We start from the raw sequence: 17,323 nt of genomic DNA, 5'->3' as shown, positions 1-17,323 counted from the left end.
GTTACCCGCTATTTCATTTTTAACGCGTTTACCAAAAGATACACAAATAACAAAAGCACAACAAGCATTGCCCCTGTTTGTCCTGCAGTATCGGATACCACACCCATAACCGGCGGAACTATTGCACCACCTGCTACTCCCATTATCAGCAAGCCCGAAACTTCGTTTGCATACTCCGGCTTTCGGCGCAATGCTGCCGAAAAAACGATGGAAAACACATTGGCAACTGCCAGCCCGGAACAAAATATCATTATATACATCAGCGAAACCGGACCGGGAACAGCAACCATAACCACCAGCGCAAAAATTCCTAAAACCGCACTGCCGATGTAAAATTTCCGCCCCGAATATTTCATCAATAAAATGGCGCCGATAAAAGTACCGATGGTACGGGCCGCAAAATATAAGCTCGTACCCAGTCCGGCTTTCTCCAACGGCATCACGGTACGTTCCATCAAAAACTTGGGTAAAGTAACGTTCAACCCAACATCGATTCCCACTAAAACCACAATTGCAAAAAAGAAACTCAGCATAACCGGATCTTTTAACAATTTGAAGCTTGCGGCAAAGCCGGCCGTTTCACTGTTTGATTGTTCTTTTTGAATCGGAGCCAATAAAAGCCACAATCCTGACAACAGAGTAACTGAAGCAAAAAATGGAAATATAAGTTTCCAGTTTCCGAATGTGCCTGATGCCACACCTGCAACAATAGGCCCTATAAACGAAGCAATGGCTTTTACAAACTGGCCAAGTGTAAGGCTACTGGTTAATTTCTCGCCACTAACCACATTGGTTAAAAGCGGATTTAATGCCACCTGCAAAATCGTGTTTCCGATACCCAGCAAAGCAAAGGCAATCAGAACCATGGTATAACTGTAAGTGGCCAATGGCACCAGCAATGCCAGCAGCGTAACCACGATACTCAGCAATACGGTATTTTTCCGCCCCAGTTTGTTCATTAGCACACCCGTGGGTACAGAAAACACGGCGAACCACAGAAAAACCATCATAGGTAAGAGGTTGGCCATTGAATCACTCAGGCCAAAGTCCTGCTTTACATAGCTGGATGAAATGCCGACCACATCGGCAAAGCCCATAATAAAGAAGCTAAACAAAACCGGCAGTACGGCTAAATTCGATTTTTTGCTCATAAGTTATTGATCGTTAAATTTTAGCCACCAGTGGCTCCATTTTAGTCCAAAATTCTTCATCCAAAAGCCGGGCGCTTCCTACCATTGCTGCCGACTCCATTAACTCCGAAATCATTATTTCAATGTTTATTTCCTGCTCATTCAAAACACGCTTGAAAGCAGTACTAAACAATGGGTAAGCCCGCGAGATATTTCCGCCAATCACCAAACAATCAGCATCAAAATTAGCGAGAACAGGAACAAGGAAACTGGCCAGATTTCTTCCGAAATCATCGAAAAGTGCTTTGGCAGCCTCATCGTTGCCAACTCGGTCTGCAATCTCTTTTACACCACTGCAGACAGTTCCGGTTCTGTTTTTATATTCACCAAGAAACCAACGTGTTGAAAAATAGTCGTCGGCAATCCCGTTTTCGTATGGTATGTGGTAAACATATCCCGATTCAGGCACCCGATCGCCCTCAATTACTGGAACGCCGCTGCTTAAAAAGGCTGAGCCAAATCCGGTACCCAGAGTAATAGCCACTACATTTTTATAGTTTGCAGCTTTGCTACCCCAGCATTCGCCAATAGCAAATGATAGCGCATCATTGGAATAGCGAAAAGGAAATTCAGCGGGCAAATCCAAACGTTTTTTCATTTCGTCGCCCACATTAATTCCATAAAGGCTCTCGTATTTTGCCACGTTCTTTAGTAAGGCAACACCATTTTTATAATCAAATGGCCCGGGCACGGCAAGGCCAATTCCAATCAGATCATCCCTGTCGATTGACATTATGGATTCACTAATTGCAGCGGCCCATTTATCCAGAATCTCGTCGGCAGCAGCCTGATTGTCGACCTCAACTTCAGCCAGGCTATCTTTTAGCATTTCGCCGGAATTCATATCAACCACAACCGAGCTAATGTGACTCCCTCCTATATCTACTCCAACTGCGTATTTCATACTCATTGCCATTATTTCATGAATGCCACAACAATCATTGCTTCCTGATCAGAATGATTACGAATAGTGTAACTTTTTGCGGCTGCAGGAACTACAAAAGTCTCAGCAAATTTAAACGTATCTTCCATCCCGTTTGCTGATTTAACAGTTACAGATGTTCCTTCAACCAGGCTCAGTACATTAAATTTTCCTCCTGTTTCAATTTCAACCTCATTGGTAAAATGATAACGATGAACGCCATAGCTGTGTTTTTCGTGTGTTGGAAGTTCGTACTGCTTCCAGTCCTCCGCTTCCTGAAGCAATACCGGCTCCGAGATGAGTTCCTTTTTCACCTTCTCCCCTTTTCTGTCGAAATACAGGTTTTTCATTCCATGTTCGATATTCAGCGGACGTGGATTTCCATCTAAATCAGGACGTACCCAATCGTACATTTTAAAGGTAAAAATGTAGGGCGTTGTACTGATTTCCAACACCAGGTTATCGATACCCGATCCGTGAATTGTTCCCGGAGGAATCAGGAAAAGATCATGCTTCTTTGCCGGAAAAACCTGCACATATTTAGTTATATCAATCGCCGTGTTTGTGTTGAAACTATCCCACAAAGCGGTTTCAAATTTCTTCGGTTCTATGTCGTCCTGAAATCCGATATACACTGAAGCATCATTTTTCCGGTCGAGAATGTAGTAAGTTTCTTCCTGCGTAATGTCTTCGCCAAAATGCTCTTTACAATACTCCGGACGCGGATGGCACTGCACCGACAAATTTCCGCCATCGAAAGTGTCCAGGAAATCGAATCGTAAGGGGAACTCATCGCCATATTTTGTATGATCGGCTTCTCCCATAACTGCTTCGCCTTCGCCAAACATCAGCAAATCAAACGAAACTTCCAGCAGTTTTCGTGAGCTTTCAAACACAATCCCATTCTCGGGCGTAATCAATTCAAACGACCACGCATAATTAGGCACATCCGAATTTAAACCTTCGATATTGTCTTTTACCCAGGTTCCTCCCCACACACCGGGCTCAAACCACGGACGTACACGGAAAAAGTTCTCACCCATTGTTTTCAAACCTGCGCGCAAATTTTCACCATCCATCCATGAATAAACATCCTCATGCTGGCCATCAATGATCACGTCAATGGTTTTTAAAATCTCTTTTTTGTGTTTATTCAGCACCACCCAGTCGACAAAATAATACCGTTTGTACATCTTTTTCATGTCGAAACACTGGCTGGCTCCCAGGTTTTTCACACTACCGGCACGTGCACGAAACTGCAGTTCGTTTTTGGGCAAATCGATATACAATAGCTTTCCATCCCAACCTGCAAGAGAAGCTCCGGCACCATAAATCACATTAATATTTACATTGGCTTCAGCTGTTATATTTTTCAGTTTTTCTGAATCAAAATAATCTTCCAGCTTTATGGTGGCTCTTGTTCCGAATATCGAATCTTCGTCGCCCAAAAACGGAGAAATCAGTTCATCGATTTCGTTTTCCGGTTTTAAGGCTGTTTCCACATTTACCCAGTTTGTCGTTTTTCCCACTGCGGTGAGCGCATTATCCAATAACAACCTGAAGTTTTCAAAGTACGTTCCAACATAGCCGTCGATAATAATTGCACTTTCTCCTTTAAGCTGTTCGGCAAGTGCCGATAAGTCGGTTGAAATTACATCGCCTCCCAATTTTAACGAGGGATATATATCGTAGCCATTCACCACCGCGCCGTCTTTTTCAACAGGCATTAAAAACTGTGTTGTTTTCCGTTTTTCCATTATCTAATTTACATTTTACGCGACTTTGGTCGCAAACAGAGAATTGAGTTTAACTTATTACTGATTGATTTTTGGCGTTCCCGACATATTCAATTTAAGTTTGCCGCCATCTACAATATCCTGAAACTTAACAAAAGGTGAATTTTGAACTTCTCCGTTCAACTCAATCTTTTGCACATAAACATTGTCTTTCGAATTATTTTCCGTTTCAATAACAAACTGCTTTCCCTTGTAGTAATCCTGATTTAACTGTATTGTTATTTTATCGAAAAGCGGGCTTCCAATCTGCATTTCAGGATCAGTTGCAGTAAGTCCTTTTACGTCGAACAAGCCAATGCCGGCCATTACGTACCAGGCACCAAGCTGCCCCTGGTCTTCATCCTGTCCGTAACCATAACCGTGAATCCCTTCTGTTCCGTAAAATTCGTCGCAAATGGCGCGTACCCATTTTTGAGTCAGGTCGGGTCTTCCCGAAAAATTGAACATCCATGAGATATGTAAATTCGGTTGATTTCCGTGATTGTACAGTGCTTTCAGTCCGGCAAAAGCATCCACCTCTTTTCCACCTCCGAAAATATTTTTTTGCGATGCAATAAAAATGCTATCGAGACGATTATTAAAGGTTTCCCGTCCCAGTTTCTCCACCAACTCTTCAGGCTGGTGTGGCACATAAAAGGTGTATTGAATGGCGTTCCCTTCCTGAAAACCAATCCATGGTGCCAGGGGATCAAAGTTCTGAATAAAATTACCGTCGAGGTCTCTTGGCCTAATCAGTTTTGTTTCTTCATCAAATAACAACTTCCATCCATCAGACAGGCGGGATAACAATTTATAATCATCGGTTTTGCCAAGGTGTTTAGCATATTGAGCTACCGCAAAACTACTAAATGAATATTCCAGTGTGTGTGAAGCTGAAAATCCCGATCCATCGTCTACGGTTATCCAGGCATAACGTTCGTCGTACGGGCTGTAACCACGCTCTACAAACTGACGGACATCCATCTTCCCGGCGCCTTCGATACGGCCTTTCCACTCAATTTCGTTTTTCAGCGCAGCTTCGTAACCCAGCTCCACATCAAAATCGCGAATTCCACAATTGTAAGCCGCAGCAATTGCCAGGCTGGTAAAATTGGTTCCCACTCCCGAAACATATTTACTGCACGCAATTCCGTCGCCCAGCCAGCCGGCATCTTTATACACGAGTAACTGACTCTGAATCCAGTCGGAATAATATTCAGGATAAGCAATGGCCCACAATTGTGTCAGGTTCCAGAAAGCTCCCCAAATGGCATCGGTATTATAGTGGTTATGAACAGGATTTCCTTTGCTGTCCAGCGCAATTTGTCCCACTTCGCCATTATTTTTCGGATAAGCGCCATTCACATCGCTGGCCAAACCACGCCCTAACAGAGCATGGAAAAGCCCGGTGTAAAATTTCACTTTATCATCGTGGTTATCGGAACTAACTTTAATGCGACCCAGGTAATCCTCCCAGGTTTTCAGGCTGGCTTTCTTTGCCTTTTCAAAAGTCAGATTCTTTGCCTCGGTTTCAAGGTTCAGCCTGGCATTTTCAACAGAAGTATACGACAAACCAACTTTAATGGTAACCGCTTCATTTTCTTTAGTTGAAAATGTAAGGAAAACTCCAGCTCCTACACCGCTAATTTTCTTTTCGTTTCTGAAAATATCAGTGCCTTTAAAAGTTCCGTATGCTGTTGGTTTTTTGTCTAAAACAGCCGTGAAATACATTTTAACATCGGCACCTTTCTGGTATTTTTTTACGTACTCAGGTTCGGTAATCACATAACCTTCAATTCGCCCATCTGCTGTTATAACAGCTTCCGCATCTTTTACTTTTCCGCTTTCACCTTGTTGGTTGCCAATGTCAAAAAGAATATTGGCCGACGCTGTTTCAGGGAAAGTATAACGATGAAATCCAACACGTTTTGTGGCAGTCAGTTCGGCTTTAACTTTATAATCGTCGAGCCAAACCGAATAATAACCGGCTGTTGCATATTCATTTTTGCGGTCGAAACGAGAGCGGTATCCGCCGTCAGGATTGTCAAGATCTCCGGGAACAGTTTGCAGTTCGCCAACTGTTGGAGCAAAAACAATTCCACCCACCTGAAACTCGTGCAGGTTCGCAAAACCTTCGATTGAACTGTCGCGGTCGTCGTAACCAACGGCTTCCCAGCCCTGCTCATTCCCGTAATGTGCATTGGTTGACGGAGCCAGTTTTGCCATTCCGAACGGCACCGCTGCCGGCGTATAAAAGAACCAGCGCGAATGGGCAGTTCCGATATTTGGGTCGACATATTTTGTAAGCTCTTGTCCGAAAACAAAGCTCGTAAATAGTGTAATGATCGATACTAAAAGGGTAATTTTCTTCATGTTATACTTGCAATTTATTTGTTTACTGATTTTTCAAGATTTGTAATTGCGGTGTAAAGTACACCTGCCGAACCGCGGAAAGTTCCAGATCCACGAGGTTCATTTTTTACGGTGTACCATTCGTAAAAACCTTCATTTTCCAACACTCGTTCGGTCATTGGTAAAAGCTGCTCGTAGGCTTCGCTAAGAAAACCGTTGGCAACCAATTGCTGCACCATACGTGCACCAAACCAGGTCCAGTCTCCTCCATTTTGGTAACTATACGCTTTCATTCCCGGGTTTTGGAAAAAGCCATCGGGATAAACAGGGTATAAAGTAAGACCAATGGAAGCCGCCCCGGCCTGTTCAACCCTCGATATCATTTCGTTAAGTGATGCTTTAATTTCTTCTTTCGACAGTAGACCGGCCTCAATGGCAACGGCGGTTCCGCCAAAATAATAGATGGCACTCTCGTCAAATTCGTCAGGAAAAGGCGAGCCTTCTATATAGATATGAGGAATAAACTGCTGCTTTTCATCATCCCATAAATGTTTACGAGAGTTTGCAGATAGTTGCTCGCAAAAAGGAGCCCATTTATCTGCCAAATCAGGTACCATTTCTACCAGGTTGTTTAATGCAATAATCATCATTGCATTGTCGTATACATCAATTGCGCGGTGGGTATTTTCATCCAGATCTACGCCCCAGCTATGTTCTGGTTGAACATCTCCCCAATCAACAGTAGTGGCACCCCATAACAAACCAAATTCTTCTGAATAGCGCTGCTCTTTTAAGAACTCCATCGCCCAATCCAAACGTTCGGTTACTGTTTTGCCCGCAATTTCTTCGTCTAATACCGACCGATCGCCGGTTGCCTGCACATACTTATAAACGGCCTGAACAAGCGATGATTCCTGATCGGTTTCCACCGTATTTTTATGACCGGCGTAACGAGGCTCCCGATCAGTGTAAATAAAGTCCTCGCGAATAATTGTATCCTTTCTGGGGGTGAAACCATCAATGATATTCCCATCCTCTCCCTGCATCCTGAAAAATACCAGCAGGTTCTTTTTCAACTCTTCAGCCGGATAAACCTGTGCTGCCAATTCAATAAAAGTATTGTAATCTCTAATCCACACTTCGGCATAACCGTCTCCGGCGTTAAAACCTGTTTTAACAATTTCAAGCGCTTTTTCTTTTGTGTAAAGAATTGACTCATTAGTTTGTAGTTCTGTCTTAAGTTCTTTTTCAGGACTCCGACAAGAAATAAGCACCAAAATGGCAAGGATAAAAAATACTATTCGTCTCATTTTATTAGTGTTAGTTGTTTTCTGCTACGCCCCAGTTTTTGTTTGGCTGGGCTCCCATTTCCAATTCCAGCTTTCCGCCTTTTAATAATTCAGAAGCCGGAAATAAGAAGCTGTTTAAGGCTTTCCCGTTCAGACGGGCACTTTGTACATATTTATTTTTTCGGGACGCATTTTTTGCAATTATTTCGAACTTCTCTCCCCGGCCATAACGTTCGCCCAAATCAATAACGATTTTTTCGTACAGAGGGCTGGCAATTTCGTAAACCGGCTCTGTTCGGCAACCACCATCGGTTTGAAACAAGCCAATGGAGGCCATTACCAACCAGGCACTCATTTGCCCCTGGTCTTCGTCGCCGAGGTAAGCATTTGCAGTGCCTGTTCCATAATATTTTTCAATAATTGAGCGGCTCCAGCGTTGTGTTAACCAAGGCTTTCCGACCCAGTTAAAAAGAAATGCGAAGTGCATCGACTGCTGATTTCCCTGAACCACCGGGTAATCCCAATACTGATCGTTTGGTGCATTATACCGCAAAGGTTCGCTGGCTTCGAAGCCCCAGTTCAGGCGTTCAACAAATTTGTCGGCACCAATAAAGTTCGCCAATTCAGGAACATCTTGTGGCACAAAGTAGCTCAACTGCCAGGCATTTCCTTCTACATAATGATGATTGCGGCCGGTTTGGAAAGGATCAAACGGATCTTCAAAATCGCCTGTGCTATAGCGCATCTGAGCATAACCGGTTTCGGTATTAAAAGCATTTTTCCACCAGCTTCCACGGTCGTTAAAAATATTATAATCATCGTCCTTTCCTAAAACTTTTGCAAACTGCCCCAGGCACCAATCGTCGTACGAATATTCGAGCGTATTGGAGAAACGCCCTAAATCGGAAGGAACGTATTGGTATTTCATGTAGGCCACCAGATCGCGATTTCCGGCAAAGCCCCCGGCTACCTGTGTTGCAGGCGTGGTCTGCATTTTTTTCATTGCTTCAAATGCTTTTTCCGCATCAAAATCACGAATTCCCATTTGCCAGGCCGACACCATTTGCGGAATTTCGTGCTCGGCAACCATAACCGGGATATATTCCATTCCGGCCGGTCCTTTTGCCAGCCAGCCGTTTACGTCGTACATGGCCAGTTGCGAGTTTACCCATTTCGACGACCATTCAGGCGTTACCAGGTTCCAGAATTGGTTCAAATTCCAGAATGTATTCCAAAAGGCATCGCAGCCCAATGCCAGGTGATTGGGATTTGAAAATTTTTGTTTTGTCTCATCCGGGGCAATCCATTCTCCGTTTACATCACTCCACGTATTTCGGCACATCGAGCGATAAAAGTTGCTGTAAAAACGAACTTTCTCCAGGCGATTATCTGTTTCGATCTGAATGCGCGACAAGTAGCTGTTCCAAACCTCTTTCTGATTTTCCACAACCGCCCCATAACTCCAGCCAAACGGTTTTGTAATTTCAGTTTCAAGGTTTTCTGCAGCATTTTGAATACTTACCAGCGAAATACCGGTTCGCACCTGAACCACATTCGACTTTTTTGTATCGAACTCTACATACACTCCAGCATCTTTTAAATCTTTCCCGGAAATAATCTTCGAGTCGAAAATTTCGTCATTCTTCCAACCTCCAAATTTCTTAATCGGCTGATCGAACTCAATAACAAAATTAACGGTGTATTCCTGATCAGCGTCGTTACTCCACACGGTTGGCCTTGGCGATATCTGGTGACTTCTCCCTTCAATACGGGTTGCATTCACCTGCTTAATTCCCACCTCCTTCAGTAAATAATCATATTCTGCCGGAATGTGCAGATCAATCATCACGCGCCCGTCCTGCTCCTTCGGGAAAGTGTAACGCTGAAAACTACAGCGCGTGGTAGCGGTTACTTCTGCTTCTATTTTGGTATCGGTAAGAAACACCTTGTAATAGCCGAGCGGCGATTCTTCAGTAGATTTATCAATGCGCGACCGATAGCCCGAATCAGGCTCAAACTGGTCGCCCACCTGAATTTGCAGTTCGCCATTGGTGGGTATCATTCCCAACCCGGCCATTGTCCATTCGTGAATATGACTAAAACAACCTAGCGATTCGAAAGTAGGCTGATAACCGGCCTGCCATCCCGAATTCTGATTATCGGGGCTGATTTTTACCATACTAAAAGGCATCCACGGGCCGGGAGCGATCATCCAACGCGAATGCGCCGTGCCGATTCTTGTATCCACATAATCAGCCAGTGTTTGCAATTGCTGCGATGCCCGCACTATTTCGCCCGTCTGCACCTCTTCACCATCAATCAATATCTTATAATTGCTTCGTTTTTCTTTTGAAACCGCCGGCATTGGAACCTCTAACTGGTAGCGACCGGTATCCAGCTGAGTTGAGTACATCGCCCGTTCATCCAAATGCACCTGCAAAACAGGAGAACCTGAAAGATGCTCAACATCAACCAACAGCGGCTGAAAATTGGTATCCCCTTTTGCTATTTCGTAGTCAGCAGCTTCCACATTCCTCACAAAACCTGCCTTATTTTTATAAAGCACCACTCCTTTCGGGCCTTCCATTCTGATGGCGTCAAAAACAATCCACGAACCTTCCAGAATGGTTATGATAACGGAGTTTCCGCCCTCTTTTATAATTCCCTCATCAACCGGGATTTCCAGAATGTTTTCGGCACCTTGATCAATAGTACCATCAATCGATTCATTCGACTTTCCTTTTAAACGGAATTTTGCCGACTGATCGTTTATTTTAACCTTCACCAGCGACTTATCGGGGTTGGAATCAATCAAATCGATAACCAATTTCCATTTTCCGGCAGGCAAGTCTTTTATGCCAAACAAAATATTTACTTCATGCGTACGCCAACCTGCAGTTCCCCAGGTTCCGCCCCAGGTATCATTCGGTCCGGGCAACACATAGGGAAAATCTGTTTTTGGAGATGATTCGCCAATTAAATAATAGCGGTCTTCAAATCCAAAATCATTACTCAAAAAATTCTTGTAATCCGATGGACCAAGGGCAAGATCTGCCGAAGAATTGTTGCTTGTTCCGATCTCCCAAACAACTTCAGAATAAATATTTCCGTTAAAAATGAACAGAATCCCCAGCAAGTATTTTAGTAATTTGTACATAGTGGTTTAGATTAAAATCGCGTAGTTCCGAAAAACTACAAGTTACTACAATCCGTCATTTTATGTGGCCAAAAATGATCAGGTAACTTACAATTGCGAATTTCATATGTTCATACATTTAAATTCTTGTGCAAACATATACATATTTTTAAAAACTTAAAATATTGAGGAATATATTTTATTTTATTGTGTTTAGCGTATCTTTGGGCGCAGATAAATGTATAAACATGAAGTTGAACATAGATCATAAGAGTCAAACACCACTACATATACAAGCTGAAGCGCTTCTTCGGGAAATGATACAAAGGGAAGAATACCAAAAGGGGAAATTGCTTCCTAACGAAGTCGACCTGTCAAAACAACTCAATATTTCGAGAAATACTTTACGCCAGGCGATTAACAAACTGGTTTACGAAGGATTACTCATCAGAAAGAAAGGATATGGCACAAAAGTGGCTGCGAAAGGCATATCGGGGCGGGCAAAAAACTGGTATAGTTTCTCGCAGGAAATGCAGGCACTGGGAATTCAGGTTCAGAATTTTGAACTTCATGTAAGTTGGCAAACTGCCGGCAACGAAGTATCTTCGTTTTTTAATTTGCAACCCGACCAACAAGTGCTGACCTTAGAACGGTTGCGCGGAAAAAAAGACTTTCCTTTTGTTTACTTCATCTCCTATTTCAACCCGGAACTGGGTATTAGCAGCGATGAAAATTTTGCCAATCCATTGTATGAAATCCTGGAAAAAAAATACGGAGTAAAAGCATCACTTTCGTACGAAGAGATTAGCGCCATAAAAGCAACACCCTTTTTGTGTAAAAAGCTAAATATTCCGAACGATGACCCTGTTCTTTTTCGGCGCCGGTTGGTGTACGACGAGAACAAACGCCCGATCGAATTCAACCTGGGATACTACCGTGGCGATAGTTTTGTATTTTCGGTGGAGAGTGAGCGGAAATAGCTGCAGAAATATACAACGCCATAAGTTTATCATTCCGGATCGTTCTATTTTTTTAGTTCTGATTGATTCAGAAAAATAAAAAACCAAAAGCCCACACCCTTTGTTTTAAATTGGACCTTAAATCGTGAAAAACGATAGTGAGATAGAAAAGACGACTCTAAATAAAAGTGTGCATGTCCATAAAAAACAATGCCACCAAACATGTAAAACTATAATAATGAGGTCGGAATATCATTTTATGTATATTCGCACCATATTTTAGAGGGACAATTACATTTTAGGGACAGATGGCGAATAAAGAAAATCCTTCATATTTTCTTTGGGAGCGTTTTAAGAATGGTGACGATGATGCGTTTTACCGTATCTACGACCAGTATTTTAACGAACTGTACTCGTATGCCCTGAATTTTTCGAAAGACCAGGATTTTATAAAAGACTGCATCCACGACCTTTTTCTAAATCTTTACAAATACCGCAAAACACTTTCTTCAACAGATAACATTCAGTATTACCTGTTACGTTCGCTAAGACGGTTATTACACAAAGAAGGAACAAAAAGAAATACGCTTCTGCACGATGAGCAACTATTGCATTTGAACGACACCCCGGTAGTATCACTGGAGGATGAAATTATAGCCGACGAAACAAAAAAAGAAAATTTCAAGGCACTTGCCGATGTCATGAAAAAACTGACAAAAAAACAACGTGAAGCATTATCTCTAAAATTTGAGCACAACTTAAGTTACCCCCAAATTGCCGATACTTTAAACATCTCGGTTGAATCGGCCAGAACAATGATATACAGAACATTAAAAGAGTTACGCAAAGCCATAAAAAAAGGCAAAACGAGTAACTCCATACTACTGTTTTTCATGCTTAGAAACCGGATTTAGACCGGGCAGACAAATTTTTTTTATTTTTTTTGTCTATGTTTTTACTTCCACTCACTTTATGTAGGTGTAGATTGAAACTATAATGGAGAACAACGAAGTAAAAAAGGCATACGATATTTTGGCTGATGAAAAATTCAGTATCGATTCGACCGTTGAAAAAATTGAAAATAAAAAAGAATCGGAAACTGAGGAATTAGAGTTGGCCAGCACTATTTATTCCTTTCTGACTTCTTATAAAAAAACTCCCTCATCTCAGGATAAAGAAAATGTCCGGGCGCAGCTCCGTTCTTCAATTCAGCAGGATAAGCGGAAAAAAACACTTGCGCGCTGGGCCGTGGCCGCCTCATTTCTTATTGTTATGTTTTCGGTGTGGCAGGTACAACGCACAGTTGATACAAGCGACTTCGACATTTTGGTTGAAACCATGCAACTCTCGCAACCCGATACTGCAACACAACTTATACTTCAGGATGGCCGCCAGGTTTTAATTGCCGAGGAAGAATCGAAGATTTTGTACGACGCAAAAGGAGAGAATATTACCATCGATTCTACTCAAAAAATTACGCAATCGTTAGAAAACAAAAAGCCTGTTTTTAACACGCTGGTTGTTCCCTACGGAAAACGTACACAAATTACCCTTGCCGACGGATCGAAAGTATGGCTGAATTCAGGATCGAAATTGGTATACCCGGCAACGAATACAGGCAACAAACGCGAAGTATACATTGATGGTGAAGCCATTTTTAATGTTGCACATATTGATAACAAACCGTTCTATGTAAATACCAAAGATTTCAAAATCAAGGTATTGGGAACAGTTTTTAATGTAAACGCCTACGAAGATGATAACAATAGCGGTACTGTTCTGGCGGAAGGAAAAATAGAAATCAGTTCGAATAACAATACATTGTTTAATAACGAGAAAAGAACAATTTTACCCGGAACACGAATTGTTTACAACAACAACACGGAACGTTTTGAGGAAAGCCAGGTTGATGTAAAAAACTATTTATCGTGGCGCGATGGCTACCTGATTCTTGAAAAAGAGCCACTTGAAACCATTCTTAAAAAAATATCGCGCTATTACAATGTTGATATCGAATTACAAAATGCGACCATTGGCAAGGAAACATTCTCTGGAAATTTAAACCTAAGAAACACCGCAGAAGAGGTGCTGAATATTATAGCTGAAACCACTCAGATTAAACTAAATAGAGAAAACAATAAGCTAATCATAAATCTAAACTAGTTAAGCCTATGTAAAACCACTTGTTTTTGTCTTAAAAAAATGAGAAAGCCTGCAGATGCTGGAACATCTGCAGGCTGTAAAAATTAATCAACATTGCTGCCAGGCAATGTATTTTAAAATTTATAAATCAAACAAATTTATGAAAAAAAGTAAAACGAGGTATCCCTATTGCTCTTTGGGCAAAGGAGGCACCCAATTTCTTCGGATTATGAGGATTACAATCTTTCTTTTGCTCGTTGGAATGAGCAGTGTTTTTGCCAACACTACTTATTCTCAAAGTGCCAAATTTTCGTTCATGTTAAGGGATGTAACCGTAAAACAGGTTTTTGAGAAAATTCAGGACCAGAGCGAGTTTAACATCTTTTACAGGGACAGTCAGGTTGATCTGGAAAGAAAAATCGATGTGATTGCTGATCAATCTTCGGTGGATGAAATTCTGGAACAAGTATTGGCCAACACTAATTTGACCTATAAAATAATCGACCGGCAAATTGTTCTGGTTCCCGTAAAAGAGACAAAGGAAGAAGAGCCTGCGGAACAGGATCAAAAACCTGTTAGTGGGCGAATTATCGATAGCAAGGGACTTCCCCTGCCGGGAGTTTCTGTGGTTATCAAAGGTACTTCTAACGGAACGATTACAAATGTAGATGGTATTTATACTATAAATGCCCCGGAAGATGCGGTATTAACTTTTTCTTTTATCGGAATGCAAAACCAGGAAATTCCTGTTAATGAAGTTCCTCGCGACATTGTTTTGGAAGAAGCAACCACCGACCTGGATGAAGTAATGGTAGTTGGTTACGGTACACAGAAAAAGGCTTCAGTAGTTGGTGCTATTCAAAACATCAACCCGGGAGAATTACAGATTAGTTCATCAAAAAATATTTCAAATACTTTGGCCGGAAAACTGGCCGGTGTAATTGCAGTAACCCGTTCGGGCGAACCGGGGTACAACCAGTCCAATTTCTGGATTCGTGGTATTTCGTCCTTTTCGGGAAGTACCAATCCACTGGTATTGGTTGATGGTGTTCAACGTTCGCTGGATGATCTGGATATTTCAGAGATCGAATCATTTTCGATACTTAAAGATGCTGCAGCAAGTGCCATGTACGGTGTACGCGGGGCAAACGGTGTTATTATCGTAAATACCAAACGCGGAAAAATTCAGAAACCAGTGGTAAATGTTCGGGTTGAACATGCTGTAACTGCTCCAACACAAATGCCTGAGTTTATTGGCGCTGCCGATCATATGCAACTGCTAAACGATTTGGCTGCCGAAGAATTTAAAGTTCCGTATTACGAGCAACTGGCGATTGACCGTACCCGTAGCGGATACGATCCGGAATTGTATCCGAATGTGGATTGGATAAAGGCTATTTCGAAAGATCATGCCTACAACACCCGGGCAAACCTGAATGTAAACGGTGGCTCGGCCATGTTACGTTATAACCTCACTGCCTCGGCGTATAATGAGGATGGTATCATGAAAAGAGACAATTCGCTTTCGTACGATACCAGCACAGGCTTAACACGTTACAACCTGCGTTCGAATGTAGATTTGAACCTGACAAAAACAACATCAATGCGACTGAGCGTTGGGGGTTACCTGCAAAAACTACGCAAACAGTCGAACGGAACAAATACCGTATGGGACTATGCTTTTGACACGCCGCCAATGGTACACCCGGCCATTTATGCCGATGGAAAAATTCCGGTACGCAGTTCAAGGGTAAACCCATGGGCTTACCTTACCCAGTATGGATATGGCGTTTATACCAGCAGTAAACTGGAATCGCTGTTTGCCATAGAGCAAAAACTGGATTTTCTTACTGAAGGCTTAAGCACAAAACTGTCTTTTTCTTTCGATAACTACAGCTATAGCTCGTTAACCCGTAGTAAAAATCCAACTTACTATCTTCCGGCCACAACGCGCGATGATGAAGGGGAATTGGAGCTGACCTTATTAAGTTCAGGTTCTGAGTTTTTGAACTACGAAGAAGGAAGTGATTATGGAAACAACCAAACTTACCTGGAATGGATTCTGAATTACGACCATACTTTTAACGAAGCCCACAACCTATCTGGCTTACTATTATTTAACCAGCGTAGTTACGACGACGGAGGCATTCAACCCTACCGTAACCAGGGTATTGCAGGCCGTGCTACCTATTCGTTCAAAAATAAATATGTAGGAGAATTTAACTTCGGATATAACGGATCGGAAAACTTTGCCAAAGGACAACGATACGGATTCTTCCCATCGTTTGCATTGGGATGGTTGGTGTCTGAAGAGAATTTCTGGGCAGGCATGAAAGAAACGATTGATTTCCTGAAAATCCGTGCATCGTGGGGTCAGGCCGGAAACGACCAGATCGGATCTGCCAGACGCTTTGCCTACTTAACCACAATGAATACCAATGCCCCGGGTTACGCTTGGGGGAACTCTGCCGACTACAACAAAACAGGAGTTACCGAGGGTGATATAGGTGTAAATAACCTGACCTGGGAAACGGTAACAAAAAAGAACGTTGGTATTGAATTCAGTATTAAATCTGCATTACGTATTCAACTGGATGCATTTCATGAATACCGCGACAATATTTTTATGCAACGACGCACCATTCCAACACAGGCAGGTTTGCTAAGCACTCCTTATGCCAACTTCGGAAAAGTGAAAAACCAGGGGGGTGAAGCTGCAATTACTTACAATAAAAAAATAAACCAGGCCGATATCTCGTTTTTTGCCAACGTAAGTTATGCCAAAAACGAAATTCTGGAATTTGATGTTCCGGCAGGGCAACAAGGAACCCACCAGGATATTACCGGCCATTCAATAAACGAACTGTACGGTTATGAGGCAATCGGGTTGTATACAGCAGAAGACTTTGATGCTTCAGGGAACCTGCTGCCTGAACTACCCCAAAACGAACTGGCTGAAGTTCGTCCCGGTGACATTAAAATTCTTGACTGGAACGAAGACGGCGTAATCAATTCAAAAGACAAAGGTTATGTTGGTGGAACCAACGACCCGCGAATGGTTTACGGATTTGGCGGAAACATTTCGTTACATGGCTTCGATTTTAGTGTATTCTTCCAGGGAGTTGGAGACACCTACCGCTTTATTGGCGACGAAAGTGAGTACTTTATTCCGGGATCAGGACAGGGTATTCAGGGAAATATCTTCACCAACTATACTGATCGCTGGACTGAAGAAAATCCATCGCAAGATGTTTTCTATCCACGTTTGTCGTATGCTACAAATTACAACAACAACGCAAATTCTACCTGGTGGAAAAAGGATATGAGCTTCCTGCGTTTGAAACAAATTGAAATCGGGTACAACATTCCTGCATCGGTAAAAAAAGATATGTTTAAAGCATGTCGTATTTACATCAACGGAAATAACCTGTTAACATTTTCTGATTTCAAATTGTGGGATCCTGAACTTTCAACTTCCAACGGAACTGAATATCCTCCAATTAAATCAGTTATGCTCGGAATCGACTTAATATTCTGATAATGAAATCACCTATAAAA

At 42.3% G+C, this 17,323-nt stretch carries 10 protein-coding genes; 4 read left to right on the top strand and 6 right to left on the bottom strand.

Features of this window, described 5'->3' with window-relative positions; translation table 11 throughout:
* Nucleotides 1–8: 8 nt before the first annotated feature.
* The 6 genes from LH29_RS07380 to LH29_RS07355 are packed head-to-tail and all read right to left on the bottom strand — an operon-like array spanning nucleotide 9 to nucleotide 10,685.
* Nucleotides 9–1,151: an MFS transporter gene (locus LH29_RS07380; protein ID WP_045027292.1), complete on the bottom strand. Its 1,143-nt coding sequence runs from the start codon at nucleotides 1,149–1,151 to the stop codon at nucleotides 9–11.
* 13 nt (nucleotides 1,152–1,164) lie between these two features.
* On the bottom strand, nucleotides 1,165–2,100 hold the full coding sequence (locus LH29_RS07375; protein ID WP_198152363.1) for an ROK family protein: 936 nt from the start codon (nucleotides 2,098–2,100) through the stop codon (nucleotides 1,165–1,167).
* Between the two features lie 5 nt (nucleotides 2,101–2,105).
* Nucleotides 2,106–3,869: a class I mannose-6-phosphate isomerase gene (locus LH29_RS07370; protein ID WP_045027286.1), complete on the bottom strand. Its 1,764-nt coding sequence runs from the start codon at nucleotides 3,867–3,869 to the stop codon at nucleotides 2,106–2,108.
* A 57-nt stretch (nucleotides 3,870–3,926) separates the two neighbouring features.
* On the bottom strand, nucleotides 3,927–6,260 hold the full coding sequence (locus tag LH29_RS07365; RefSeq protein WP_045027284.1) for a GH92 family glycosyl hydrolase: 2,334 nt from the start codon (nucleotides 6,258–6,260) through the stop codon (nucleotides 3,927–3,929).
* 14 nt (nucleotides 6,261–6,274) lie between these two features.
* Nucleotides 6,275–7,549, bottom strand: a complete 1,275-nt coding sequence (locus LH29_RS07360) for a glucosidase family protein (RefSeq protein ID WP_045027281.1) — start codon at nucleotides 7,547–7,549, stop codon at nucleotides 6,275–6,277.
* Nucleotides 7,550–7,559: 10 nt separating this feature from the next.
* Nucleotides 7,560–10,685 carry a GH92 family glycosyl hydrolase gene (locus LH29_RS07355; RefSeq protein ID WP_045027278.1) on the bottom strand — a complete coding sequence of 1,042 codons (3,126 nt, stop codon included), beginning with the start codon at nucleotides 10,683–10,685 and terminating at the stop codon, nucleotides 7,560–7,562.
* 227 nt (nucleotides 10,686–10,912) lie between these two features.
* Here LH29_RS07355 and LH29_RS07350 point away from each other — a divergent pair, with 227 nt between their 5' ends.
* The 4 genes from LH29_RS07350 (at nucleotide 10,913) to LH29_RS07335 (ending at nucleotide 17,303) form a co-directional block, all read left to right on the top strand.
* On the top strand, nucleotides 10,913–11,644 hold the full coding sequence (locus LH29_RS07350; RefSeq protein ID WP_157493604.1) for a GntR family transcriptional regulator: 732 nt from the start codon (nucleotides 10,913–10,915) through the stop codon (nucleotides 11,642–11,644).
* Nucleotides 11,645–11,931: 287 nt separating this feature from the next.
* Entirely contained in the window at nucleotides 11,932–12,537 is a 606-nt protein-coding gene (locus LH29_RS07345) for an RNA polymerase sigma factor (protein ID WP_045027275.1), read from the top strand.
* Between the two features lie 82 nt (nucleotides 12,538–12,619).
* Nucleotides 12,620–13,786: a FecR family protein gene (locus tag LH29_RS07340; RefSeq protein WP_045027273.1), complete on the top strand. Its 1,167-nt coding sequence runs from the start codon at nucleotides 12,620–12,622 to the stop codon at nucleotides 13,784–13,786.
* Between the two features lie 208 nt (nucleotides 13,787–13,994).
* A complete protein-coding gene (locus tag LH29_RS07335) occupies nucleotides 13,995–17,303 on the top strand; it encodes a TonB-dependent receptor (protein ID WP_045028920.1) in 3,309 nt (1,102 codons plus the stop codon).
* The last annotated feature ends 20 nt before the right edge of the window (nucleotides 17,304–17,323 follow it).

The sequence above is a fragment of the Draconibacterium sediminis genome, assembly GCF_000949475.1.
Taxonomy (GTDB): domain Bacteria; phylum Bacteroidota; class Bacteroidia; order Bacteroidales; family Prolixibacteraceae; genus Draconibacterium; species Draconibacterium sediminis.
This window is presented reverse-complemented; position numbering and strand designations above follow the sequence as displayed.